Origin of the sequence: Leptospira licerasiae serovar Varillal str. VAR 010 (assembly GCF_000244755.1) — a bacterium.
Lineage (GTDB): Bacteria > Spirochaetota > Leptospiria > Leptospirales > Leptospiraceae > Leptospira_B > Leptospira_B licerasiae.
In genome coordinates this window covers 726694-751253 of record NZ_AHOO02000005.1, presented here as the reverse complement: position 1 = coordinate 751253, position 24560 = coordinate 726694, and the positions used below count along the sequence as shown (strand labels likewise).

The window sequence follows — 24560 nt, the reverse complement described above, 5'->3', positions numbered from 1 at the left end:
AAAAATGGCTAGAACATTTATCATGATCAAACCCGACGGAGTAAAAAACAAACATGTCGGCGACATCCTACAAAGGATCGAAAAAGAAGGATTCAAAATTTTAGGACTAAAATATCTTAAACTTTCTCTGGAAGACGCAAAACAATTCTATAAAGTCCATTCCGCTCGTCCTTTCTATAACGACCTTTGCAGCTATATGTCTTCCGGACCTATCGTCGCTGCCGCTCTAGAGAGAGATAATGCGGTCCAGCATTGGAGAGATGTAATCGGAGCAACCGATCCTAAAGAAGCTGCTGCAGGCACTATCAGAGCTCTATTCGCGGAAAGCAAAGAAGCAAACGCAGTGCATGGTTCAGACTCGGATGATAACGCTGCATTAGAGATCAGCTTCTTCTTCAAAGGAAACGAACTGTTCTAATAGAACCGATCTTTCCTTTTATAGACCCGGTGTCCCTAAAAAGACCACCGGGTTTTTTATTATTATCTTCTAATATACTACAGCCTAACATTCGTTCTATATAAAGAACTCATCTTACCGACGTTCTTTGTCGGAGAAAAAAATCCGGATTATAACGAATTTTTCTTGTACTTTTTGGAAATATCTTTCTCTATTTTTCCTACGTAGGCGAAATAAAACCACCGTTTCGACCGAAGCTAATAATATGAACGCAGCTACCAAAGAGCAAATCATCAAACACAGCCGTATCATAGAAAAATACAGAACAAAGGACACTTTGTTCGACGGCGCCCCTGATTGGATGGACGACGTTTTGGAAGTAATCTACTCCCAAGACGATTTTATTGGGGATAAACCCGATATAGATCTGGATATAGAATAATCTAATCCTTTGTCCTATGTATTGAAAGTTATTAAGCCGGGGCAACTGCGCCGGACTCTCTTAAAATTTTCGATATTTCAGGCCTACAACTTCCACAACCTGTTCCCGCGCCAGTCTTCTCTGAAATTGTCTTAAGCTCGCAGGCGCCATTTCGGATCTCCTCTTCTATATTACCTTTTCCTACTCCATTACAAGAGCAGACCAAAGCACCTATTGGAGGTTTCAGGGGAGAAGATCCAGTCAAAAGTCTATCCCTCTTATCTCCAAGCTCGATACCGGAAGAGATCATCGCCTTAAATTCTGAATACTCGGACTTGTCTCCCACTAAGATCGCTCCCACCAAACGATCTCCTTTAATGATACATTTTTTATAACGGCGTTTTCTTTTGTCGAAGAATACTATCTCTTCGTATTCAGGGCCAGCCTCGTCCATCGGAACATCGGGCAATCTCAAGGAAACCAATTCCAATCCGGGTATCTTTAGAAGATTTGAATGCATGGATCCTGAATAAGAACCTATCTTATATCCATATATATGCCAAGCGGCAAACTCAGCTTGCTCTTCCGTAGCTGCAACAGTTCCATACATTCCGGTAGAATGTTCAGCGACTTCTCCGATTGCGTAAATATCCGGATCGCTGGACTGCAAGAAGTCGTTCACCAAAATACCGGACTTACAATCGATCCCTGCTTCTTTCGCTAATTCCAAATTCGGGACTGTACCTACTGCAAATACGATCCCGTCCGGTCGAATGCTGGAACCGTCTCTGAACTTAACACTTTCCAGTCTTTCCGTTCCGTATACTTTAGAAATTTCGGTATCGAATAAGATCTGGATCCCTCTGGCTTCCACTTCTCTTCTTAAAATTTCTCCGGAGATCTCATCCAATTGTTTGGACATCAATCGATCCGTTCTTACGAGAACGGTTACATTCACATGCAAAGTTCTTAATGCGGCTGCAAGCTCCAAACCAAGTAGTCCGCCTCCCACTATCAACGCATGAGTGTTCGGAACGAAAAATCCTTTGATACGATCCGCATCATTTTTTGAACGAAGACTGAAAATACCTAACATCTTCTCTGGGATATATTTAGGGATGGAAGGTCTACTACCGGTTGCAATAATCAGTTTATTATAAGAATACGTGTTACCTTGGGAATCTCTCACCTTCTTCCCTTCAGGTAGGATCTCCGAAACGGAAATAGAAGGTTTAACTTCTATATTCCAGGTTCCGATCTCTTCTTCGCTGACTGCGGACAATTGTGAGAATTGTTTATCTCCGCTAATCAAATCAGGTAAGAGAATACGATTATAGAATGGATGTTCTTCCTTGCATAATACTGTGATCTCGTCCTCGGGAGAGATTGCTCTAAACTTTCTGAGGAATGCAAGAGTTCCGTTGCCTCCGCCTATGATCAGTATTTTTTCCTTAGGTTTTTTATAAGGAAGGACTTCTACAGCAGAAATTTTAAATCCAGGTTGTTTTGAGAACGGATCAAACTTAGAGCTTGTGAGATTATTCGCTCTTGCTTCGTCGTTTCCATTCTTTCGTCCCCAATGCATAGGCAAGAATACAGTTCCTTGTCGTATACTTTCGGTGATCGTGGCCCTAACACGAACGCTTCCTCTTTGGTTTTTAACTTCTACTATCTGAGATTCTATAATTTCTCTTTCTTTTGCATCAATCGGATGGATCTCTAGATATGGTTCTCTTTTGTGTTCTTTAAGTTTTCTTACCTTTCCGGTTCGGGTCATCGTATGCCATTGGTCCCTGATCCTTCCTGTGGTTAAAATAAGCGGAAAATTTTTATTCGTTCTTTCGGAATTATCTTCCGGTTCTACCGCATGTATTTTTGCTTTTCCGCCTGGACGATAAAACTTTCCGTCGGAAAACAAACGAGGGGTTCCAACATGATCCCTGGAAGGAAAAGGCCATTGCACGGATCTTCTTTCTTGTAAGATAGAATAGTCCAAACCGCCGATGTCCAGATTCGTACCCTTAGTAAGAAGACAATGTTCTAGAAAAACTTCTTCTTCATTTTTATAATTAAAAGAAGGACCGAACCCCATCTTTTCCGCAAACTCAGTTAGTATCCAAGTATCCGCCTTTGCATCTCCAGGTGGATTGAAAATTTTAGGCAGATACGTTATTCTCCTATCTGAGTTGGTCATAGTGCCTTGTTTCTCTGTCCAACCTGCGGCAGGAAGAACATAATGAGCGAACGGGATCGATTCATGTTGATTCGAAATATCTTGAACGACTACTAATTCTGCATTTCTAAGTCCGGCCTCTACAGTTCTTGCGTCGGGAAGACTCACTGTTGGATTCGTACAAACAATCCAAATCGCTTTCATCTTTCCGTTCTTTAAATTTTCGAACATCTCTGTGGCGGAATAGCCGGGCTTATCTCGAACGGATTCGACTCCCCAAAAATCCGCCACTTCCTTTCTATGATTTTCATCCGCAAGATTTCTATGTGCAGGAAGAAGATTACATAAACCGCCAACTTCTCTTCCCCCCATGGCGTTCGGTTGCCCTGTTAAGGAAAATGGACCGGACCCTGGTTTGCCGATCTTTCCTGTGATCAGATTCAAATTAATTAATGCTAAATTTTTATTAACTCCTACCACACTTTGGTTAAGTCCCATTGCCCATAGAGTTAAAAATCCATTTGCATTCGAGATCAAACTTGCCGCTTCTCGAATGGACTCCTTTGAAACTCCACAAGAGTCTGCATATTCTTCCATACTCATCGAAAATACTTTTTCTTTTAGTTCTTCGAATCCTTCCGTATGCGATTTGATAAAATTAGGATCTAAGGAGTCTGTTTCTATCAGAACTCTTGCGATCGCATTGAATAATAATATATCGGTCCCAGGTATGATCTGTAGATGTAAATCCGCATTCTCACAACTTTCCGTTTTTCTAGGATCAACCACGATGATCTTAACGTTCGGATCCGAATTTTTTCTGGCTTCTATCCTTCTGAAAAGGATCGGATGACACCAAGCAGGGTTTGCGCCGGCGATCAAAAAACAATCTGCAATTTCTATATCATCGTAGGAGATAGGAACGCTGTCCTCACCCAAGGACATCTTATATCCCACAACTGCGGAACTCATACATAATCTGGAGTTTGTATCTATATTATTTGTATTTAAAAAACCTTTGGTGAGTTTGTTCACCACATAATACTCTTCCGTCAATAATTGTCCGGAAACATAGAAACCCACCGAATCAGGCCCGTATTCCTTGATCAGATTCTTAAAACGAGAAGCAATCTCTCCTAACGCCGAATCCCAATCGGTTTTTTGTAATTCTCCCGTTTTAGGATTCCTTACCATCGGATGCAAAAGCCTATCGCTTTTATCCAAAACGGTGTGATGTAAATTCATTCCTTTGGAACAGAGCATTCCTTTATTTGCAGGATGATCCGGATCTCCTTGTATCGTAAAACTGGTCTCGCTCTCTTTCTGAATCAATACACCGCATCCGACCCCACAATAGGAACAGGTACTTCGAAATCCATTTTCTGTATTCACAAATCCATTATTAGCAATTTTCATGCCAATATATAAATTTTATAAAGGATTCGCGTAAACTCGCATTGTTTCAGAATAGAAAATGAACTATTTCAAATTAAGCGTATTTATATTAAGCATGATGTACAGAATATGTATAAATTCTAGCAATTCTGTTCTTTATTCTTAAATTTGCTAAGGTCGAATTTTACAGATAAATTCGAAGAAGAAGGCCTCAATCTAAATTTTTATATGATTCTTCCATAATATAATATTTTTCAAAAACATGTCTCTCAACTTGGCATGACTTTTGCTACAAGCTGTATGTGAGCACTTTGCTCGTTAACGGAGAGCTTTAAATGAAAAAATTTCGTGAATTCGTAGCCATCGGTCATTTTCCATCGCTCGTAAGCTCCTTTCTATACTTTGACTTCAGCTTCATGGTATGGATGCTGCTTGCCGCTTTAGGCGTCTTTATTTCAGAGGAATTCAAACTGGGTCCTGCGCAAAAGGGCATGCTGGTTTCCGTTCCCTTATTAGGAGGAACATTATTAAGGATTCCCCTAGGACTACTTTCCGATCGTTACGGATCTAAGATCGTCGGTCTTTGTGGAATGGGCGTCACGATGTTCACCCTATTACTAGGTTGGAAATTCGCGCACACTCTATCCGAAGTTATCCTTGTTGGATTGTTGTTAGGAACTGCGGGAGCAAGTTTCGCAGTAGCTCTTCCTTTAGCCAGCAGATGGTATCCAAAGGAATACCAAGGCTTGGTGATGGGTATCGCAGGCGCAGGGAATAGCGGATCAGTGATCGCTACATTCTTTGCTCCTGATCTTGCTAGGAACTACGGATGGCATGCCGTTTTCGGTATCGCTCTCATTCCTTTAGCTTTTGCTTTCCTATTCTTCTTATTCTTTGCAAAAGATTGTCCGGGAACGATTTCTAAAAAACCTTTAAAACAATATTTGGTGCCGATCAAGTCCAGAGACGCTTTATTCTTCTGTTTGCTGTATAGCGTAACGTTTGGCGGATTCGTAGGTATAGCAAGCTTCCTTCCTATTTTCTTTCATGATCAATACGGTGTGGATAAAGTCACAACTGGATTATATACATCTTATTGTATCCTGGGCGCTAGTTTAGTTCGCCCAATCGGTGGATATCTTTCCGACAAATTCGGAGGAGTAACGGTTCTACTAGCGGTATTCGCAGGAGTTGCTTCCTGTCTGATCGCGGTTTCTTGGTTGCCTTCCGTGGAGATCATACTTCCGACCTTCATCACTTTAATGATCTTCTTAGGTTTAGGAAACGGCTCTGTTTTCCAACTCGTTCCACTTAGATTCAGCAAGGAGATCGGGATCATCACCGGATTTATCGGAGCATTCGGAGGTTTGGGAGGATTCTTCGTTCCAAATCTATTAGGAAGTTTGAAAGCGATCTCAGGAACCTTCTCAGTCGGATTCGTAGTATTATCCGTGGTGGTTGCGTTATCCGCCTTCCTTCTATTCATGATGAATACTTATGTTTGGGAAAAAAATAGAAAAAACGAATCCTTAGAATTGGAGTCGGCTTAAGCCGGCTCTTAAAAGGGAAAGGAGATAGATAAAAATGAAACGGAAGTTAGTAATTCTTGGGAACGGAATGGTGGGTCACAGATTCGCCGAAAAAATCGCAGAGTACGGTGGTACTGAAAAATTCGAAGTAACTATTTTGGGAGAAGAACCTAGAAGAGCTTACGATCGAGTTCATCTTTCCGAATATTTTACGAATAGATCCGCAGATTCTCTTTATCTTTCTCCTTCCGATTGGTACAGAACCAACGGTATCCGCTTATTACTTTCAGAGCCTGCCATCTCAGTGGACACAGTTTCCAGAAAGGTGACTACTTCTGCCGGAACTGAATTACCTTTTGATGAATTGGTGATTGCTACCGGCTCTTCCGCTTTCGTTCCGAATTTTGAAGGCGTGGATAAACAAGGAGTCTTTGTTTATCGTACGATCGAAGATTTAGAAAAGATCATGTCTTATGCTAAACAAGTTTCCAAAGTAGCGGTACTTGGCGGCGGTTTGTTAGGTTTAGAAGCTGCCAAGGCGGTTTTAGACATGGGAAAAGAAAGCCATGTAGTGGAATTCGCGTCGCGCTTGATGCCTAGACAATTGGATGAGGCGGCTTCTTCCGTTCTAAAATCCAAGATTGAATCCTTAGGCGTTCGTATTCATCTAAATAAAGAAACCAAACAGGCATTAGGTGAATTTAGCTTTCAAGGCTTAGAATTCGTAGATGGTTCCGTTTTAGAAGTGGAGATGTTGATTGTCTCCGCGGGTATCCGGCCCAGAGATGGACTAGCAAAAAATTCCGGAATAGAGGTCGGGCAAAGAGGCGGGATCATCGTAGACGATGAGTTAAGAACGAACGTCTACGGAGTATACGCAATCGGGGAAGTTGCGCTTCATAAAGGAATGATCTATGGACTTGTCGCACCAGGTTACGAAATGGCGGAGATTCTAGCTTATAATCTTTGCAGTCCCGGTCAAAAAACTAAATCTTATGCAGGCTCCGATCTTTCTACAAAACTAAAACTGATCGGAGTAGATGTCGCTTCTTTCGGAGATGCGTTAGGGCAAACAGAACATCTTCCAATCGCTTACACGAATCCTAGAACAGGTGTGTATAAAAAATTAGTTCTTTCTACCGACGGTAAAAAACTCAAAGGAGGAATACTCGTAGGAGATGCGGATGCATATTCTAATCTTCTCACTCTTTACTTAAATAACGTAGAACTTCCTTCTGAGCCTGAATCCTTAATTGTCGGAACTCCTTCAGAAGAAGGCTCCGCATTCGGTTCCCTTCCGGACGATGCAAAGATCTGTTCTTGTAATAACGTTTCTAAAGGAGATCTTTTAGATGCGATCCGCTCCGGCTCTTGTTCCGACCTAAAAGGTTTGAACGAATGTACTAAGGCCGGAACAGGTTGTGGTGGTTGTATTCCTCAGATGAACTCTATCTTGAAGGAAGAACTTCGTGCACAAGGCAAAGTAGTGACTGAGCATGTTTGTGAACACTTTAAATATTCAAGACAAGAATTGTTCCAGATCGCAAAAGTAAAAGGGATCCGCAGCTTCGAAGAAATGATCCGCATTCATGGAATGGGGAACGGCTGCGAAGTTTGTAAGCCCGCTGTAGCTTCTATCATCGCGAGTATTTACAACGAACCGATCCAAAAACATAGAGAGATACAAGATACTAACGATAAGTATCTTGCAAACATCCAAAGAGGTGGAACTTACTCCGTTGTTCCGCGTATTCCTGGTGGAGAGATCACTCCGGATAAGTTGATCGTTATCGGTCAGATCGCTAAGAAGTACGATCTTTACTGTAAGATTACCGGCGGCCAAAGAATAGATCTACTTGGCGCAAGAATGGAACAGCTTCCTGACATCTGGAAAGATTTAGTGGAAGAAGGTTTCGAAAGTGGACATGCTTACGGTAAAGCAATGCGAACAGTTAAAAGTTGTGTTGGTTCCACTTGGTGTAGATACGGAGTACAAGACAGTACTGCATTTGCAATTCATATCGAAGAAAGATACAGAGGAATTCGTGCTCCTCATAAACTAAAATCGGCAGTCTCAGGTTGTATCAGAGAATGTGCAGAAGCAAGAGGCAAAGACTTTGGCATCATCGCCACTGAAAAAGGGTGGAACCTTTATGTCGGAGGAAATGGAGGAGTGAATCCTAAACATGCAATCCTTCTCGCAGCAGACTTGGATGAAGAGACCTGCGTTAAATACATTGATAGGTTCATGATGTTCTATATCAGGACCGCCGACAAACTTGTAAGAACATCTGCTTGGTTAGAACAATTAGAAGGCGGGATAGAATATCTGAAAGATGTGATCATTAACGATAGACTTGGGATCAACAAAGATCTGGAAGAAGAGATGAACAATCTTGTCGGGACATATGTTTGCGAATGGAAAGATGTAGTAGATGATCCTGAAAAACAAAAAAAATATAAACATTTCGTAAACAGCGAGGATTCAGACCCTACGGTACGTTTCATCGAAGAAAGAGGACAAAAACGTCCCGTCGATTGGCCTAAAAAAGAATTGGTTTCGAACTAGGAGATAAAAATGAACACAACCGCAAAAGAACCTGTTTGGATACCCGTAAGTACCGTTAGTGAATTTCCGGATGACGGTGGAGTCTGCGCCAAAGTTTACGGAGAACAAATCGCGATCTTTCATTTCAGTTCTAGAAATGAATGGTTTGCATGCGAAAACAAATGTCCTCATACGGGAGACATGGTCCTTTCTAGAGGAATGATAGGTGATTCTCAAGGAGAACCTAAAGTCGCATGTCCAATGCATAAAAAATCGTTCTCGCTTAGGACCGGCGCTTGTATCAGCGGAGAAGAATATTCCGTAAAAACATATCCGGTCCATATCGAGGACGGAACCGTTTATATCGGTATCGAAACTCCGGGGAATCAGGGTTAAGATAATGAATTCTTCCGCGGGAAAAGTATATCTAGTAGGTGCAGGTCCGGGAAATCCGGATCTTCTCACAGTTCGTGCAGTAAAACTATTAAGAAAAGCTGATGTTGTTTTATACGACGATTTGGTTTCCGCAGGAGTTTTGAAATACTGTAAAAAATCCGCGGTCTTGGAATACGTGGGAAAAAGGATCGGACAACATAGTTGCCTTCAAACCGAGATCAATCAAAAATTAGGAGAATACGCTAAACAATATTCTAATATAGTTCGTTTAAAAGGCGGAGATCCTTCCATTTATGGAAGAGCGGGAGAAGAAATAGAATATCTAGCTTCCTTAGGAATTGAATGTGAAATTTTAGCAGGAGTCACAACCGCTTCCGGAGCTGCCTCTAGTTTAGGAATTCCGCTCACTCATAGAGAATATGCTAGAGAGATCCTATTCTTATCCGGTCATAAAAAGACCGGCAAAAATCCGGAAAGTTTTGAGAACTTAAGCTTAGAAGGTAAAACAGTTTTGGTCTACATGGGACTGAACAGTTTAGAAAGTATCAGAGAAAATTTATTGGAATCGGGAAACTCCGGCTCTACCCCTATGGTATTCATCGAAAACGCTACCCTTCCCAACCAAAGATTGGTTTTAGCAAATCTGGATACTTGTCTAGAGAAAGCGGACGAATTTCAGATCAAAACTCCTGCACTTTTGATCTTCGGGGAAATCGTGAATTTTTATACAGAACTGCAAAGATTGAAGGAAGAAGATAGGATCTCCTACTGTTAATGGATTTTCCTTTTATACGCATATAGGAACTCCTACATGCGGGATCTTGTCTTAGAACTCGATGTTGGAACTCAAACAAACTGTTATAATTTACTCGCAGTTTTCCTAAGCATAATTATATTGATTCCTGCGGATTCCCGCTAAGAGGAAGCATGAACGATATTACCGGAAAGAAAACAACTCTTAGAACTGCCCAAGCAGAAGGTTTTGTATTCTGCAAACCGGAAACAATAATTAGGATAAAAGAAAATACTCTTCCGAAGGGGGATCTTTTCGGAGTGGCAAAGGCAGCCGCACTTCTCGGTTCTAAAAAAACTTCTGAGCTTATTCCTCATTGTCATCCTGTTTCTATTGATTCTTTCCAAATAGAATTCGAAGTTCTTTCCGACAAAAACGCTGTCCGAATCTTGACCACCGCCAAATCCATCGGAAAAACCGGTATAGAAATGGAAGCTTTGACCGGTGTAAGTGTAGCTTCATTAGTAATTTATGATTTACTAAAACCTATAGATAAAGAACTGGAAATATCCTCTATCCGCCTTTTAGAAAAGAAGGGGGGAAAAACTGATTCTCAGATCACAAAATTTGCGGCTGGTTCCAAAGCGGGGATCTTAGTTTGTTCCGATTCCACTTTCCAAGGAAAAAGAGAGGACAGCTCCGGAAAGGCTATCTTAAACCTATTAAAAGAACATGATGTAGAAACCGTTAAATCCGAAATTCTACCGGATGAACCGGAACAGATCAGACATAGAATATTAGAATGGTCTAAACTAGGGCTGGACCTGATCATCACCACAGGCGGAACGGGACTAGGCCCAAGAGACAATACTCCCGAAGCAATCAAAGAGATCTTAGAACAGGAAATCCCAGGCATTGCGGAAGCAATGAGATCTTTCGGCCAGGACAGAACTCCATTTGCAATGTTATCCAGATCCATCGCGGGGAGGATCGGTAAGACCTTAGTCGTATCCGTTCCAGGAAGTACGAATGGCGCTACCGAAAGTTTACAAGCGATTCTCCCTGCAGTATTCCATGCTAAAAAAATGATGAGAGGAGAAGGACATTGATCTCAGTCCAAGAGGCGTTAAAACTTGTAGAATCTTCTGCAAACATATCTTCTTTCGAAAGTACGAACTTGGAAAACTCTCTTGGAAAAGTGCTGAGAGAAAAGATCTATGCGGATCGGGATTATCCTCCTTTTCATCGAGCGACCATGGATGGGTTCGCTCTTAAGTCGGAAGGTTTTTCAGAAGATCGGATTTATTCTTATACAAGAGAACTACATGCGGGAGAATCTTTCCGATTAGAAAGCGGAGAAGAAGCAATCCGCATCATGACAGGTGCACCGGTCCCAGAAGGATTCGATCTAGTGATCAAAATTGAAGATTCCGAAGATTTAGGGATTTCTAATGAAAAAAAACAGGTCCGCTTTCATACTGAAAAATCCGGCTCCTTCTCCAATATAGCAATCCAAGGAGAAGATCTAAAGCAAGATCAGGAAATCCTAAATGAAGGGGTTTTGATCAGCGCATCGGTTCTTTCTTTGCTTTCTTCTTTGGGAAAATATTCAGTTCAAACTTCTAAACTTCCTCGTGTAAGAGTGATCTCCACAGGAAACGAGATAGTAGGCCCCGGTGAAATTCCAAAACCTTGGCAGATCAGGGATTCCAATTCATATTCTATCCGATCTTTATTACAAAAATATGGTATAGTTCCATTATCCGTTACTCGTGTAGGCGATGATCCGATTCTTTTGGAAAAAGCAGTGAAAGAAGGTCTGGATTCGGATCTTTTAATTCTCTCTGGCGGAGTTTCGATGGGGAATCTAGACCTGGTCCCTAAAATTCTGGAAGCTTCCGGAGTGACGGAAATTTTCCATAAGGTAAAGATCAAACCTGGAAAACCGATCTGGTTCGGCAAAAAGAATGAGCAAGCGGTCTTCGGTCTCCCTGGGAATCCTTTTAGCGTGCAGGTTTGTTTTAGGATTTTCGTGGAAACATATTTACGAAAATTTTTAGGACTTTCTTCCGAGAAACCGATCTCTTTGCCTTTTATGGGAGATAGAAAAAAGAAAAACAAACTGACCGAGTTCTTCCCGGTTTCTTATGAGACCAAAGGCCGAACTTTTTTATCGGAAAAGAAGTTTAACGGAAGCGGAGACATTCGTGCCGGAATTTTTTCGGATGGGCTCGGAGTCCAATTTTCGGAAACGGAAAATCTGAAAGAAGGAGATTTGCTGGAATTCTATCCCTGGACTTAATCCAGATTGACCCATTCGCCTCATCGATTGAAATAAGACAAACGTTTGTAGGAGTTCCTACATCGGGCTTACAAACACAGTCCTCGGTTGTAGGAGCTCCTACATCGGGTGCGGATATTCGAAAAAATTAAAATATTTCGCTGGGGGTCGATATGAGCTCGAAGAAAAAAATCGCTGTTGCTAAGGGAGATGGGATCGGTCCTGAGATCATGGACGCCACTCTCAGGATCTTGGAAGCGGCAGGTGCGAGCATCGAACCGGTCTTTATAGATATTGGGGAACAAGTCTATAAAAAAGGGCATAGTGCAGGAATAGAACCTGCGTCTTGGGATATTCTCCGCGATACTAAAGTATTTTTTAAAGCCCCGATCACTACTCCTCAAGGAGGCGGTTATAAAAGTTTGAACGTAACCGTTCGGACTACATTAGGGCTTTTCGCAAACGTTAGACCTTGTATATCTCTCTATCCTTATGTGGACACAAAACATCCTAAGTTAGACGTAGTTATCGTAAGGGAAAATGAAGAAGACCTTTATACCGGGATAGAACACAAACAAACTTCGGACACTGTTCAATGTTTAAAATTAATTTCTAGACCAGGCTCCGAAAAGATCATTCGTTATGCTTTCGAATACGCAAAAGCGTACGGCAGAAAAAAAGTAACAGCAATGGTAAAAGACAATATCATGAAACAGTCAGACGGATTGTTCCATGATGTGTTCAAAGAAATTGCAAAAGAATATCCCGATCTGGAAGCTGCAAGTGAGATCATTGATATAGGTGCCGCTCATTTGGCGGAAAGACCTCAGGCGTACGACGTAGTTGTTACACTAAACTTATACGGAGATATTATTTCAGACATAGTCGCTCAGGTGGCAGGTTCGGTCGGTATGGCAGGATCTGCGAATATTGGAGAAGTTGTTTCTATGTTTGAAGCGATCCACGGTTCTGCTCCAGACATCGCAGGAAAAAATATCGCGAACCCTAGCGGACTGATCAACGCAGCGGTAATGATGTTAGTTCACTTAGGACAACCTGATATCGCAGCCAAAATCCAAAACGCTTGGTTGCTCACTATCGAGGAAGGAATTCACACAGGAGATATTTACAAAGCCGGTGTAAGTCGGATTAAAGTCGGAACAAAGGAATTCGGAGAAGCGGTCATCGGAAACCTAGGACATCTTCCTGAAAAATTCAAACCTATTTCTTTCGGAAAAGCGAAAGCGATCCATATTCCGGAATACAAAAGAAAAGCTCTGCAAAAAGAATTAGTCGGAGTGGATGTATTTTTAGATTGGGTGCCAGGAACTTCGGAAGAGCTAGCTAAAAAACTGAGCACGATATCCGGAGATCTGAAACTCAGAATGATCACTAATAGAGGAGTCAAAGTCTATCCGAACGGAGCTCCTGAAACTTTTTTAACAGATCATTGGAGATGTAGATTCGTAAATCCGGAAACTCCTGATACAGACTCAGGAGACGGCTTTATAAAGATCCAACCCGAACAGATCGCAAAATTATTACTTAGAATTTCGGAAGCAGGATTAGACAGTATCCAAACCGACAACTTATATAAATTTGAAGGAAAAAGAGCCTTCTCCTTAGGTGGTGGAGAATAAATTAATGGCCATTCGTTAAGATCTTCTTAAACGAATCCAAAGATACAGGCTTGATTATATAATCCTTTACTAATGGGATTTCTTTAGCTCTTCTTAAGTCCGAATCGTCAACTGAAGAGCTAACCATATAAATTTCCGGCTTTTTACTGAGAGCATTGACGAAGTTCGCGTACTCTTCTAAAAATTGCCAGCCATCCATAAAAGGCATGTTAATATCTAAAAATATAAAATCAGGAATGATATCCGGCTCACTTTTGTGCTCTTTCAAAAAGCTGATCGCACCTTCTCCATCCGGGAACACTTTTAAGCTTTCGACTGCGCCGGTTTTTTCGATGGTCCTTTTAGCGATCTCAACAAAGATCGCATCGTCATCTACAAGTAAAAGTTTCTGTTTTTTAGATAGCGAATTCATTTGCTTTAGAAAGATGAATAATAAATTTCGTGCCCTGTCCGGGAGAACTTTCCACATGGATTTCTCCACCCAAGGATTCGATTTGGTTTTTAGTCATGAATAGCCCCAAACCCCTTCCCTCCGTGTTTCGGTGAAATCTTTTGTGTAATTTAAAAATTTGATCCCCATGTTTATTTAAGTCAATTCCTAAACCGTTATCTTGCACTTCCAAAATATGATTTCCGTGAGACCAATACGTCCTAAATCGGATCACCGGATGAGGGGATTCACTTTTATATTTCAAAGAATTTGAAAGTAGGTTCAAGAATATACTCTCCAGATAGACCGGAGGATATATAATCGAAGGAGATTCTGAAAAATCTGCGAGAATCTCGGCCTCATATTCAAGTATCTGGCCTAAAAACATTGCCTTAACTCTAGAAAATACGGACTCAAACTGGATTTCTTCTGAGATAACCTTAGGGTTTTGTCTTATTTTGATCACTTCTACGATTTCGTTTAATGTAGTAAGTAATTGGTCAGAGGTGGTCTTAAGATAATCCATGTATTCTATTCTTTCTGCCTCTGTTTCAGCCTCCTCTAGAAACTTGACGAGCGTAGAAATATTCCCGATAGGAGATCTCATGTTATGGGAGACGATCTGGTTGAATTCCTCCAATTGAGAGATCCTTTCTTTTAAATGGTTGCCGACGGATCTAAGCCTTGCATTTTTTTCTCTCAGAATATTCTCTAAGATCCTTTTGCGGGAAATATCCTGGATCTGGGAAACGATGAACATCAGTTCTCCCGAATCTTTTCGAACTGCAACTCCGGTGATAAATACCCAGACTATATGTCCTTTTTTATGTAGATATCTCTTTGCAAATTGAGCGCTGTCCCTTTCTCCGTTGATTATTTTGCGAAATGCTTCTGCACCTACATTCAGATCTTCCGGATAAGTTACATCTTGGAAAGATTTAAAAAGAAGTTCGTCAGGTTCATATCCTAACATCTTAGCGAAGGACTGATTGAGTTCTAAAAAGTGCCCATTCCTATCCAGAAGAATGATCCCATTACCCGAGCTATGAAACGCTTCCGAAAATTTTTTCTCACTTAAACGAATCTCCTCTTCCACTAGTTTGGAAAGAGTGATATCCTGCATAGCGCCGTATACTCCCACGATCCTTCCGTCGGAATATGCAGGTTTACCTTGAGTTCGGACCCAGATTATTCTTCCTGTCCCTGTGACCATTCTATGTTCCACAGAGTAAGTCTCACCTTTTTGATAAACTCGTAAGTTATTCTCTCTTAATTTTTCAAGATCTTCAGGATAAGAATACTTTTGATAAACAGTATCTCTATCAATCCCCAGAGAAGGATCTCTTTCAAGGATCTTATAAATTTCGGAAGACCAATACAAAATTCCGGTCTCAAGATTAGATTCCCAAGCTCCAACTTTCGCAAGCTCAGCCATGATAGAGGAGAATTTTTTTTCCTGTTGCAGACTCTCCGTTAGTCTTACTTGATCGGTAACATCTCTAGAAGTTGTGTTTAAGTAGGTAACCTTACCGTCTTCGTTCCTAATTGGTTGAGTTAAGGTTTGGAACCAAACATAGTCTCCGTTCTTCTTTAAAAAACGGTACTGAGTGGCTACCGTAGGTTTTCCTTCTTTTGCAGGATTATGAGAATCCCTCAGAATTCGTTCTCTGTCGTCTTGATGGATGAAATCGTAAGGATTACGACCCAACATTTCTTCCGGTTTAAAACCGGTAAGAGTTTCGATGATAGGATTTACATAAAGATAGATCCCTTCCGGATCGTGTAAGCAGATCAGCTCTCGACTTGTTTCGATTAAGATCCGGTACAAATCTTGGTTTTGATCCAATTTGACTTTTTCCTCACCCGGTCTTCCTTCCATAAAATGCAAGAACTTGCTCTATTAACTTAATGCATATAAAGACAACTTAGACGAGTACATTGCAAATAAAAAAGGCCCAAAATCCTAAAATGTAAGGGATTTATTTCCGCAAAATAAACGGATCTAAGATTTCAAATTTCACTCGGAGCTAAACCTTTCGTTTTAGGACAAGTGATCTGCTTTTAAGGATTCGGTTCCGAAGAAGGAACCATTTTTCGCGTGGGTTTTATCTTTTTAAGAATTAAAAAAGAAGAAAAGTAAATTAAAAAAACATAATTCTTTTTCTGGGTGGAAGTTTTCCGATCCTAATAAGACCGAAAAACTTCAAGTCGATCTACTTACTCTCCGTCATCTCCGATCGCTTCAACAGGACAGATTTCCATAGCTTTGCGAGCAGCAATCGCTTCTTCCGGACTAACAGGCTGTTTATGGAAATAAACCTTAGACTCATCGTCGGTATATTTCAAAAGTTGAGGGGCCTCTTCCAAGCAGTCATTACAAGGGACACAGCTGTTATCAATATAGAATTTTCCCGGAACATTTTCCGGAACTTTATCATTCTTATCTGCCATGAATACTAAGGATTATCGAACGTTTGGAACGTCAAGTTGGTTTTCTGAATAGAAACGGGTAGATAGGATTGACAAGTCCGAGAATCAAAGGAAAACACTGCAATGGCAAATTCAGCCCAGCGTTTTTCCCGCAAAACATTCCTGAGATTGGGATTCGCCGGTTCGGGCGCTCTAGTACTAGGGGGATCGGTTTGTATCTTAAACAGATCTTCCAGACAATTACCTAAGGTACTATTCTTCTCCGAATCCGAATTAGAAACCCTAGCCGCATTATCGGAAGCTATCTTACCCGAAGCTGTTGGAGCTCCAACATATAAAGAAGCTAAGGTATTGGAAAGATTAGATGAAGAATTTTATTTCGTAGATCCATTCTTATCCGACGACTTTAAAACCTTAATCATGGTTTTGGAATATCTTCCTTTCTTTCACTGGAAGTTTTCCAGATTCTCCAAGCTTTCTTTAGAATCCAGAAGACAGTTCTTATCTGAATTGAACCATTCAGACTCGGACACGGTAAGAGCGGTATGGGCAAATTTAAGAATGCCTATTTTTCTAATGTATTACGGACATGAATCCACTTTTAAAGCGATTTCGTATGACGGACCATTTTTAAATCCTCCCGAAAAGTTGAGCGAGTCCAGGATCTATTATCGCAAACTAGTAGGAGGTTCCGATGTCGGGTAAAATTTACGAATGGAAAAATTTGGGAGAATCCAAAGAGATCCGCACAGAGGTTTTAGTGATAGGAACCGGTTGCGGCGGTGCAACCGTAGCTTACGAACTAGCTAAGGCAGGAAAGAAGGTAATTCTGATCGAAGAAGGAGGTTACTATCATACAGGATCCTTTGATAATCATGAATTGAATATGGCAGGAAAAGTTTCCGCTGAGAGAAATATGGCCACCACTGCCGACGGAACGGTGAATATAGTTTACGGAAAGAATGTAGGCGGTGCTTCCGTTCATTACTGGGCGGACAGTTATAGAACGCCTACTGACAGATTGGAACTCTGGAAGGATAAATTCGGAGTGCTTGGCCATGGAGCTGAAGATTTGGAGCCTTTCTGGAAAGAGTTAGACGACACACTGAATGTCCATCCAGCTAAAGAAGAAAATTACAACAGAATGAACCAATTGGTTCGCAAAGCTTCTAAAGAGTTGGGATGGGAAGGAAATCCGGTCCCTCAAGCTAGAAAGAACTGTCAAAAGTCCGGACATTGTATGCAAGGTTGTATGTTCGGAGCAAAACAAAGTCAATTGATTACCCATATACCGATGGCAATGGCTTTAGGAGCGGATCTTTACGCGGATACTAAAGCATTAAAATTGGAACTTGAAGGAGACAAGGTTGTCGGCTTAGAAGCAGTTGTGATAGACAGACCTTCTCAAAAAGAATCCGAAGTAAAGTTACGTTTTAAAGCGGACACAGTCGTGGTCGCAGCAGGAGGATTCGGAAGTTCTACCTTTCTTCTAAAAAACGGACTTAAGAAAAAGTTACCTGCGTTAGGGGAATTTTTAGCGATCAATCCTTCTCCGTTCGTTCACGCTCTCTACAAAGAATCTATTATCCAATGGAGAAATATTCCATCCGCATATGGGGTGGAAGAGTTTAGATTGGCACGTTATGCGGGAGGAACTTACAGAGAAGGCGGTTATCTAATCATGGCCAACCAATTACAACCAGGAGCGATAGGTGCTTTGGTTCCGGGATTCGGAGAGGAACATTTCGAGATCATGAAAGAACTTCCTCGACTCGGAGGGACCATCGGCTGGATCGACGATCCCGATACCGAGTTAGGAAGAATAGATGTTACGTCCGCCGGAAAAAGAGAAGTGCAATATAGCTTCGGACCGCTCACTAAAGAAATACTCAAAGATTGTATTCGTAAACAAGTCATTCTGAACTTTAAAGCAGGAGCATATAAGGTTATTCTTCCGGATCTGAAAAGAACCGTATTAACTAAACCGGAAGAAGTAGGTGTTGTGGATTCACTTCCGTTAACACCTGCTTCAATGGCAATGGCCGCTCCTCATCCTGCAGGAGGATGTAGAATGGGACTAGACCCTAAAACATCCGTTGTAGATTGGAAACATAAGGTACATGGGATTTCAAATTTATATGTAAGCGATTCCAGCGTATTCCCGACGGCAGTTTCCGTGGACCCAAGCTATACGATCATGGCATTCTCCAAAAGAGCCGCCCAATTTATTTCTGAGAAAAAGTCCTGAGCCTCCCGCTCGGAACTTTTGGATCGAATCTCCTTGACCGGACCGCTCCTTGGAAAAACATCGTAATCGCAACCAAGAACCGGAGAGGTGTCCGAGCGGTTTATGGTACTTGCTTGGAAAGCAAGCGTAGGGTAACACCTACCGGGGGTTCGAATCCCCCCCTCTCCGCCAGTTCTTGTTTCCAAGTGGATCTCATATGGAACCGCTAGGCAAAACTTTTCTTTGGATCGGGGCATTCTTCCTCATTGTTGGGGTTATTTTCGTTTTCGGCCCCAAACTTCCGTTTATCTCTTCTCTCGGAAATCTACCGGGAGACTTCAAGATCGAAAGAGAAAATTTCAAATTCTATTTTCCTTTTGCAACTTCCATTCTGATCAGCATCGGACTATCTCTTCTTCTGTATCTTTGGAATAGATTTATACATTAAGAAATACTTATGAATTCGAAAAATACTCCTCGCTTTAGCGACCGATTCGAATTCCTTCCGGGAGAGAACGAGCTATATTCGCTCTTGGACTCCTTTAGAAGATCCGGGCAAGATTGGATCGACTTAACAATTTCCAATCCTACAAAAGTAGGACTAGTTTTCCCAAGAGAGGCAATATTACATTCTTTCGAAAAACCCGAAAGTCTGGAATACGATCCCAATCCAAAGGGGACTCTAAACGCCAGAAAGTCCATCGTAGACTATTACAAGGAAAAAGGTCATATAGTCTCAGAAGAAGATCTATTCTTAACGTCTTCTTCTTCTGAAGCATATTCTTATTTAATAAAGTTATTATGTAATCCTGGAGAAGAAGTTCTCATACCTTGTCCAGGATATCCGCTCTTCGAATTTTTATCCCTATTGGATGCGGTGGAATTTAATTCTTACAAGCTGAATCGGGAAGACGACTGGAAAATAGATTTTGAAGACTTAAATTCTAAGATCACTAACAAAACTAAAATACTATTTTTGGTTTCTCCTAATAACCCGACGGGAAACTTACTTACCTCGGAAGAATTCGAAAAATTAAAAGTAATTTCTAGAACGAAGAAGATAGCATTGGTCTTGGATGAAGTGTTTTCAGATTATCTTCACGCGGAAAATCCGAACCAAATCGATTTCTTTCATATTGATTTTCCAATGTTTGTGGTAAATGGGATATCTAAAATACTTGCACTTCCCCAAATGAAACTCTCCTGGATCCATGTTGGAGGTCCTCCAAATTGGAAACAAGAATGTAAGGAAAGATTAGAGATCATTTCCGATACCTATCTTTCTGTCGGAACTCCTATCCAACTCGCTCTTCGTGAATTGTTACAGTGGAGAAATATGATCCAAAGCCAAGTTCTCAGAAGAATAAGCAGAAATCTCCAAGCTCTAAAAAGTTTTCACTCTTCTCATCCTGAGATCGTCTATTCCCCACCTAAGGGAGGATGGTATGCGGTATTACAGTCCGAGTCCTTCCTGCACGACGAAGAATTCTGCTTTAGATTATTAGAAAAAGAGAAAGTATTGGTTCATCCGGGTTCTATGTTCGGATTCGAAGAAAATTCCGGAGGTATAGTGATCAGCTTAATCTCTGAAACTGAATCGTTTCAAGCAGGACTCGAAAAAATCTCGACGCTTCTATAAAATCACTTTTTGTACGAAACTTTTATACTGTTTAGGAGTGAGACCGGTCGCCTTCTTAAATTCCACGTTAAAAGAAGTTTTAGAACCGAAACCTACAGCAAATGCGATATTTAGGATATTGTCCTCTGTATCGTTTTTTAAAAGGAGTTTAGCTTCTTCTATCCTTTTGGAATTCAAGTAAGCGGCAAATCCCATGCCGAGTCTGGAATTCAGAAGTTCAGACAATTGATGTGTGCTCAAGCCTATCTTAGAAGCAACCATCTGAATGGTAACCTCTTCCTCTGCGAATAATTTTTCGGTACTCATTAGATGTTCCAGAGCGTTCAAAGACTCATCTACGTCCAAACCGGAAATCTTGGAACGAGCGTATCTGGGCTTATTTATAAAACCTCTCAATGTTTCAAGAAGGCTGTTCTTCTCTTCTATATTTTGAGAATATTTTTGGATGATATTGTACAGAAGAATTAGAAGGTCCGCTGGAAAGAAAAGAGGCACCGAATATACAGTAAAGAACCCATATTCCAAGATTCCCATATAGTAAAAAATGCTAATATATCCTAGAGTAAGATACAATCCCCAAGAGACCAAAAACAGATTTAATTTTCTGTTTCCCCTCCCCCTTAAATAAATACCCGAGATCAATATCATAGGAATAGAAGTGGAATATATTATCTCATTGGTCACCGTTAGATATGCGATACTATCCATCGTAAAAATGAGCGGAAGTGTCAGACCTAAAATAACGGAAAAAAAGAATAAGATCCGATCCACCCAAGGCAGGAACGTATCCGTTTCCAAAAACTTTCGAATGAATTGAAATCCGAAAATACCGCCTAAATTAAAGAAGAAGTAATTCATCTTTTCCGCCCAAAGGGGGGAATTTTCCCAAAAAAGCTCTATCGCATTTCCGTAATTTACGTCGTAAGAAGCTCCCATACAAAAAGCGTAGCAGATATATAGTAGAAATTCTTTATATTCTGTCGCCCTATAATATAATAACGCAACCAATATGAGCATTCCGTATAAACATGCGGAAAGCGAAAATATACCTGTTTCGATAGCAAGGTTCGCTCGGACACCGGCTTCGTCCATAATATCGATGGGAAACGACATAATGGATTCAGATTTGATGCGAACTATAAATTCTTTTTCTTCTCCAGGTTCTCCTTGTAAGAGTAAGGTCGGATAGAGAACATTTTTCACAGGCCAATTACTTTTTGATAATGTATCCCCAACTCTCTGAATCGGGATTACCCCATTTGAGGTATATAATTCCGCTAAATCGTGAGCCTTCCATCGAATCACAAAGTAAAGATTTTCACGAATTTCTTTCCGAAATTGAATTCGGAATTTTAACCAATATGCTCTTTTAGAAAAATTGAAATTTAAGGAGCTTGCTCCAATTTTTTTCCAACCGTCGATTTGATTGGGAGGAGGCGGAATAGTTTCGGTATAGGTTTTTTCCCAAAGATAAAGTTCAGGAGTAATGTTTTTATTATGTTCGTTTGTTTCTAGAATGAACGGAAGTTCTTTCGCAAAGATGGAACCGAAACTCGAAATAAGAACGAGAAAAAAGATCGAAATTCGGATCATGCGTTAAAAAACAATTTTTCGTAATTCCATTAGGTGCAAACAAAAAACGTTCATGTATATAATTCCGAACGATTTTCGATCCTATTTAGTATATTATCGTAATGTTACTCTCCAGTATGAATTATTACTTAATTCATATACGTTAACTGGAGTTTACACCAACGCCATTACGGCGTTTTCTATTCGCCTTGCCTCGGACGAGTTTAATCCGCTTGTCCGAATGATTTTCAAGCCCGCTTTATAGCGGGCTTTTTTTTATCTTTTTCTAAAAATTCTTCCGAAATCCAGTCACACTAAATTTGAAAATTCGATCCTAGTATGCGAAATCAAAGAAGGATATTCACATGCATCCAAACGAAGCCAAAATTAGAGACTTTTATAAAAGTTTTCATTCCAAGAATTCTGCAAGTATTTCAGACTTCTATTCGCAAGACGTCGAATTTTCAGACCCGGTATTTCCAAAATTAAAAGGTGGGGCAGTTCCAGGAATGTGGTCCATGCTTTTAGAAAGAATGGATCCGAATGCAACGATTGAATTGGTAGAAGCTAATGCTGATACTGAGAAAGGAACTGCATATTGGGTGGCCACATATCTGTTTTCAAAAACCGGAAGAAAAGTCCAGAATCATATTAGATCCGAATTCCAATTTAAAAACGGAAAAGTAATTAAACAAAAGGATAGATTTCCTCTCTGGAAATGGACCAGAATGGCTTTAGGCGTTCCTGGAATTCTTTTGGGATGGTCACCTTTAGTCCAAGGAAAGGTCAGATCGGAAGCCGCAAGAAACTTGGAACATTATCTTAGAAAAAAAGGGATCGCGGCTTAGAATGGAAAAATCCGTAACAATACAAGACGAGTTTACGGATACGATCCGAATCGCCCTAGAAGGAAGACCTAGGGCGATGGAAATACTTTTGGAAAAGATCCAAGACTATATCTTTAATCTTTCCTTAAGAATGTTATGGGATCCTCAAGAAGCAGAGGACGCAACCCAAGAGATCCTGCTCAAAATTTCGAATAAACTTTCAGGATTTAGATTCGAAAGCAAATTCACTACTTGGGTATATTCTATCGCTAGCAATCATCTTCTTACAGTCAAAAGGCCCAAGAACATCGTGTACTTAAGTAGAATACGCCAAGAATATTTATCTAAACCGAACTCGATCTCATTAGAAGACCAGGTAGAAGATAAGATCTTGGAGGAAGAAATCCGATTCGGATGTGTACATGCAGTTTTATTAAAATTGAATTCCGCGGACAGAATAGTATTTGTTTTATCTTCTGTTTACGGTATGAGTAGCGAAGAAGGAGCCGAAATTTTGAGTATCAGTTCGGAAAACTTCCGCCAGAAACTTTCCCGTTCCAAAAAGAAGCTATCGGAGTTTTTATCCAAAGAATGCGGAATGTGGATCGATAATAACAAGGCATGTCCTTGCATAGGATTGTCCGGACATCTTCTGAATCGAAATCGGGATAATATTTCCTTTTTTACCGAACTAAAAAAATTAAAAAAGAAAAATCCTAATTTAGAAGATTCTAAAGTATTAGAACATCTAAAAGAATTAGATCGACTTGCTTGGATCTATAAAAGCCAAGGGATTTACGAAACTCCCAAGGAAATTTTAGAAAAACTGGGACCTTCTTCTTAATTTCCGTAAAACATCCGTAGATCTATTCAGCTTCCGTCCAATCCTTCGGTTTTGTCAGGCCTAAGCGAACAAAGTCTCGTAAGAACCCTCTGTATCTAGTCAAAACTTCGCTCTTATTATGTTCGGCCGGTCTAAATATCCCTTTTTTAGAGAATAACTTCATAGGTTCCTCTTTAATATCGGACCAAGTCCCCACTTCCAATGTTAAAGGAAGAAATTTGGAACTCCAGCTCTCTTGTTCGGAATACAATTCTTGGTAATGATCGTAAAATTTATCCCAAAGATCTCCATGAGTCGTATAACTCGCGCTCTGCGGACCGTAAGCAAAATTAATATGCCCACAATGATCTTTAAAGTGAGAAGCAATTTTTTCGTACAAAGCTGTATCGGTACAAGGCCTATGAGTATAAGCGTAAGGCCACCAAACATTATCCACAGTTCCAAAGCCGGAGTGCAGATCCAGAATAGGTAGAATAGAATCCTGGACATGAAAGAATTTTTCGAATACGGTTCGCGATAGTGTCCTAGATTCAGGCTCCAACCCATGCCCTCTGAAATAAGGAAGTTTATTTGAGAACTTTTGGCCCCCGAAAAAGGGAAGAGGTTTTTCCGCATCTATACCGGAATTTCTCATTAGATCCACACCACCGGGATTCGATCGGGTCTTCGCAGCGACTCCGCCAGGATTCACAATTGGAATAACAATTAATCCTAATTTACCTTTTTTTAATTCAGGAAGAAATCCAGTGGATTTTGGGCTAATTATATATTCCAAAAAGTCGATTAGGATCTGGATCCCTATGGTTTCCAATCCGTGAACGCCCGCAGTGATCCCCACGGGATGTTTTTCCAAACCTTCTTTGGTCCCTATTTCCAAACTATAGATCGGAAAACGGAAACCTTCGTCAGTCCTTCTGGAAAAACCTGCTTGGTTGATTTTTACGAGTTTGCCGCCAAGTTTTGCGATCCTGAGCAATCGTTTCTCGTATCGATTCAGTCTTTTGATACCTCTGAGCAAGGTTCGCCTCCGAAAAATTCAGATCGTATCTTTTGTCCACGGATGGGTTTTGTAACCCGG

At 40.8% G+C, this 24560-nt stretch carries 21 protein-coding genes and 1 tRNA gene; 16 read left to right on the top strand and 6 right to left on the bottom strand.

Annotated features, from left to right (window positions below):
- Positions 1-4: 4 nt before the first annotated feature.
- Both LEP1GSC185_RS03920 and LEP1GSC185_RS20005 read left to right on the top strand, forming a co-directional pair.
- Positions 5-418, top strand: coding sequence for a nucleoside-diphosphate kinase (locus LEP1GSC185_RS03920; RefSeq protein ID WP_008593886.1), 414 nt, complete (start codon positions 5-7; stop codon positions 416-418).
- Between the two features lie 244 nt (positions 419-662).
- The gene (locus LEP1GSC185_RS20005; RefSeq protein WP_008594117.1) at positions 663-839 is read left to right on the top strand and encodes a hypothetical protein; all 177 of its coding nucleotides are present in this window, start codon (positions 663-665) and stop codon (positions 837-839) included.
- A gap of 31 nt (positions 840-870) precedes the next feature.
- On the opposite strand, the gene LEP1GSC185_RS03910 is transcribed toward LEP1GSC185_RS20005, so the two are convergent.
- Positions 871-4407: a nitrate reductase gene (locus LEP1GSC185_RS03910; protein WP_008596201.1), complete on the bottom strand. Its 3537-nt coding sequence runs from the start codon at positions 4405-4407 to the stop codon at positions 871-873.
- 314 nt (positions 4408-4721) lie between these two features.
- Between LEP1GSC185_RS03910 and LEP1GSC185_RS03905 the strand changes: the two genes are divergently transcribed.
- The 7 genes from LEP1GSC185_RS03905 to LEP1GSC185_RS03875 all read left to right on the top strand — a co-directional run bounded on the left by LEP1GSC185_RS03905 (position 4722) and on the right by LEP1GSC185_RS03875 (position 13513).
- The gene (locus LEP1GSC185_RS03905) at positions 4722-5936 is read left to right on the top strand and encodes a nitrate/nitrite transporter (RefSeq protein ID WP_008593474.1); all 1215 of its coding nucleotides are present in this window, start codon (positions 4722-4724) and stop codon (positions 5934-5936) included.
- A gap of 34 nt (positions 5937-5970) precedes the next feature.
- Positions 5971-8484, top strand: coding sequence for a nitrite reductase large subunit NirB (gene nirB, locus LEP1GSC185_RS03900; protein ID WP_008595241.1), 2514 nt, complete (start codon positions 5971-5973; stop codon positions 8482-8484).
- 9 nt (positions 8485-8493) lie between these two features.
- Positions 8494-8859, top strand: a complete 366-nt coding sequence (nirD, locus tag LEP1GSC185_RS03895; RefSeq protein ID WP_008593915.1) for a nitrite reductase small subunit NirD — start codon at positions 8494-8496, stop codon at positions 8857-8859.
- Between the two features lie 4 nt (positions 8860-8863).
- Entirely contained in the window at positions 8864-9634 is a 771-nt protein-coding gene (cobA, locus tag LEP1GSC185_RS03890) for a uroporphyrinogen-III C-methyltransferase (protein WP_008594152.1), read from the top strand.
- A gap of 152 nt (positions 9635-9786) precedes the next feature.
- The gene (gene moaCB / locus LEP1GSC185_RS03885; RefSeq protein WP_008596145.1) at positions 9787-10701 is read left to right on the top strand and encodes a bifunctional molybdenum cofactor biosynthesis protein MoaC/MoaB; all 915 of its coding nucleotides are present in this window, start codon (positions 9787-9789) and stop codon (positions 10699-10701) included.
- On the top strand, positions 10698-11894 hold the full coding sequence (locus LEP1GSC185_RS03880) for a molybdopterin molybdotransferase MoeA (protein WP_008595836.1): 1197 nt from the start codon (positions 10698-10700) through the stop codon (positions 11892-11894). Before moaCB ends, LEP1GSC185_RS03880 begins: the two co-directional genes overlap by 4 nt.
- Before the next feature lie 152 nt (positions 11895-12046).
- Positions 12047-13513: an NADP-dependent isocitrate dehydrogenase gene (locus LEP1GSC185_RS03875; protein ID WP_008594995.1), complete on the top strand. Its 1467-nt coding sequence runs from the start codon at positions 12047-12049 to the stop codon at positions 13511-13513.
- 1 nt (position 13514) lies between these two features.
- Here LEP1GSC185_RS03875 and LEP1GSC185_RS03870 read toward each other — a convergent pair whose 3' ends face one another.
- The 3 genes from LEP1GSC185_RS03870 to LEP1GSC185_RS03860 all read right to left on the bottom strand — a co-directional run bounded on the left by LEP1GSC185_RS03870 (position 13515) and on the right by LEP1GSC185_RS03860 (position 16394).
- Positions 13515-13925, bottom strand: a complete 411-nt coding sequence (locus LEP1GSC185_RS03870; protein ID WP_008594495.1) for a response regulator — start codon at positions 13923-13925, stop codon at positions 13515-13517.
- Complete coding sequence (locus LEP1GSC185_RS03865; protein WP_008594853.1) at positions 13909-15822, bottom strand: PAS domain S-box protein; 1914 nt, start codon at positions 15820-15822, stop codon at positions 13909-13911. Before LEP1GSC185_RS03865 ends, LEP1GSC185_RS03870 begins: the two co-directional genes overlap by 17 nt.
- A 338-nt stretch (positions 15823-16160) precedes the next feature.
- Entirely contained in the window at positions 16161-16394 is a 234-nt protein-coding gene (locus LEP1GSC185_RS03860; RefSeq protein ID WP_008594068.1) for a ferredoxin, read from the bottom strand.
- Between the two features lie 102 nt (positions 16395-16496).
- Between LEP1GSC185_RS03860 and LEP1GSC185_RS03855 the strand changes: the two genes are divergently transcribed.
- From LEP1GSC185_RS03855 to LEP1GSC185_RS03835, 5 genes are all read left to right on the top strand, one after another.
- Positions 16497-17078 (top strand): hypothetical protein, encoded by a 582-nt coding sequence (locus tag LEP1GSC185_RS03855; protein ID WP_008593951.1) that lies wholly within the window; start codon positions 16497-16499, stop codon positions 17076-17078.
- Entirely contained in the window at positions 17068-18621 is a 1554-nt protein-coding gene (locus tag LEP1GSC185_RS03850) for an FAD-dependent oxidoreductase (RefSeq protein WP_008595330.1), read from the top strand. Before LEP1GSC185_RS03855 ends, LEP1GSC185_RS03850 begins: the two co-directional genes overlap by 11 nt.
- Before the next feature lie 81 nt (positions 18622-18702).
- Positions 18703-18792, top strand: a tRNA-Ser gene (locus LEP1GSC185_RS03845).
- Positions 18793-18817: 25 nt separating this feature from the next.
- On the top strand, positions 18818-19048 hold the full coding sequence (locus LEP1GSC185_RS03840) for a DUF2905 domain-containing protein (protein ID WP_008593870.1): 231 nt from the start codon (positions 18818-18820) through the stop codon (positions 19046-19048).
- A gap of 9 nt (positions 19049-19057) precedes the next feature.
- Entirely contained in the window at positions 19058-20239 is a 1182-nt protein-coding gene (locus LEP1GSC185_RS03835; protein WP_008595887.1) for a pyridoxal phosphate-dependent aminotransferase, read from the top strand.
- Here the strand turns inward: LEP1GSC185_RS03835 and LEP1GSC185_RS03830 are convergent.
- Positions 20234-21832: a 7TM diverse intracellular signaling domain-containing protein gene (locus LEP1GSC185_RS03830; RefSeq protein WP_008595612.1), complete on the bottom strand. Its 1599-nt coding sequence runs from the start codon at positions 21830-21832 to the stop codon at positions 20234-20236. The two genes, LEP1GSC185_RS03835 and LEP1GSC185_RS03830, sit on opposite strands and share 6 nt — an antisense overlap.
- Positions 21833-22176: 344 nt before the next feature.
- On the opposite strand from LEP1GSC185_RS03830, the gene LEP1GSC185_RS03825 reads away from it, so the two are divergent.
- A complete protein-coding gene (locus LEP1GSC185_RS03825; RefSeq protein ID WP_008594483.1) occupies positions 22177-22659 on the top strand; it encodes a nuclear transport factor 2 family protein in 483 nt (160 codons plus the stop codon).
- 1 nt (position 22660) lies between these two features.
- The gene (locus LEP1GSC185_RS03820; protein WP_008593680.1) at positions 22661-23482 is read left to right on the top strand and encodes an RNA polymerase sigma factor; all 822 of its coding nucleotides are present in this window, start codon (positions 22661-22663) and stop codon (positions 23480-23482) included.
- A gap of 22 nt (positions 23483-23504) precedes the next feature.
- On the opposite strand, the gene LEP1GSC185_RS03815 is transcribed toward LEP1GSC185_RS03820, so the two are convergent.
- Entirely contained in the window at positions 23505-24500 is a 996-nt protein-coding gene (locus LEP1GSC185_RS03815) for a M14 family zinc carboxypeptidase (RefSeq protein ID WP_008594808.1), read from the bottom strand.
- Positions 24501-24560: the final 60 nt, after the last annotated feature.

Bases quoted from the DNA above. Each gene is read 5' to 3' on its own strand.
- LEP1GSC185_RS03920 (WP_008593886.1), top strand. From the start codon at position 5: ATGGCTAGAACATTTATCATGATCAAACCCGACGGAGTAAAAAACAAA.
- LEP1GSC185_RS20005 (WP_008594117.1), top strand. From the start codon at position 663: ATGAACGCAGCTACCAAAGAGCAAATCATCAAACACAGCCGTATCATA.
- LEP1GSC185_RS03910 (WP_008596201.1), bottom strand. From the start codon at position 4,407: ATGAAAATTGCTAATAATGGATTTGTGAATACAGAAAATGGATTTCGA.
- LEP1GSC185_RS03905 (WP_008593474.1), top strand. From the start codon at position 4,722: ATGAAAAAATTTCGTGAATTCGTAGCCATCGGTCATTTTCCATCGCTC.
- nirB (WP_008595241.1), top strand. From the start codon at position 5,971: ATGAAACGGAAGTTAGTAATTCTTGGGAACGGAATGGTGGGTCACAGA.
- nirD (WP_008593915.1), top strand. From the start codon at position 8,494: ATGAACACAACCGCAAAAGAACCTGTTTGGATACCCGTAAGTACCGTT.
- cobA (WP_008594152.1), top strand. From the start codon at position 8,864: ATGAATTCTTCCGCGGGAAAAGTATATCTAGTAGGTGCAGGTCCGGGA.
- moaCB (WP_008596145.1), top strand. From the start codon at position 9,787: ATGAACGATATTACCGGAAAGAAAACAACTCTTAGAACTGCCCAAGCA.
- LEP1GSC185_RS03875 (WP_008594995.1), top strand. From the start codon at position 12,047: ATGAGCTCGAAGAAAAAAATCGCTGTTGCTAAGGGAGATGGGATCGGT.
- LEP1GSC185_RS03870 (WP_008594495.1), bottom strand. From the start codon at position 13,925: ATGAATTCGCTATCTAAAAAACAGAAACTTTTACTTGTAGATGACGAT.
- LEP1GSC185_RS03865 (WP_008594853.1), bottom strand. From the start codon at position 15,822: ATGGAAGGAAGACCGGGTGAGGAAAAAGTCAAATTGGATCAAAACCAA.
- LEP1GSC185_RS03860 (WP_008594068.1), bottom strand. From the start codon at position 16,394: ATGGCAGATAAGAATGATAAAGTTCCGGAAAATGTTCCGGGAAAATTC.
- LEP1GSC185_RS03855 (WP_008593951.1), top strand. From the start codon at position 16,497: ATGGCAAATTCAGCCCAGCGTTTTTCCCGCAAAACATTCCTGAGATTG.
- LEP1GSC185_RS03850 (WP_008595330.1), top strand. From the start codon at position 17,068: ATGTCGGGTAAAATTTACGAATGGAAAAATTTGGGAGAATCCAAAGAG.
- LEP1GSC185_RS03840 (WP_008593870.1), top strand. From the start codon at position 18,818: ATGGAACCGCTAGGCAAAACTTTTCTTTGGATCGGGGCATTCTTCCTC.
- LEP1GSC185_RS03835 (WP_008595887.1), top strand. From the start codon at position 19,058: ATGAATTCGAAAAATACTCCTCGCTTTAGCGACCGATTCGAATTCCTT.
- LEP1GSC185_RS03830 (WP_008595612.1), bottom strand. From the start codon at position 21,832: ATGATCCGAATTTCGATCTTTTTTCTCGTTCTTATTTCGAGTTTCGGT.
- LEP1GSC185_RS03825 (WP_008594483.1), top strand. From the start codon at position 22,177: ATGCATCCAAACGAAGCCAAAATTAGAGACTTTTATAAAAGTTTTCAT.
- LEP1GSC185_RS03820 (WP_008593680.1), top strand. From the start codon at position 22,661: ATGGAAAAATCCGTAACAATACAAGACGAGTTTACGGATACGATCCGA.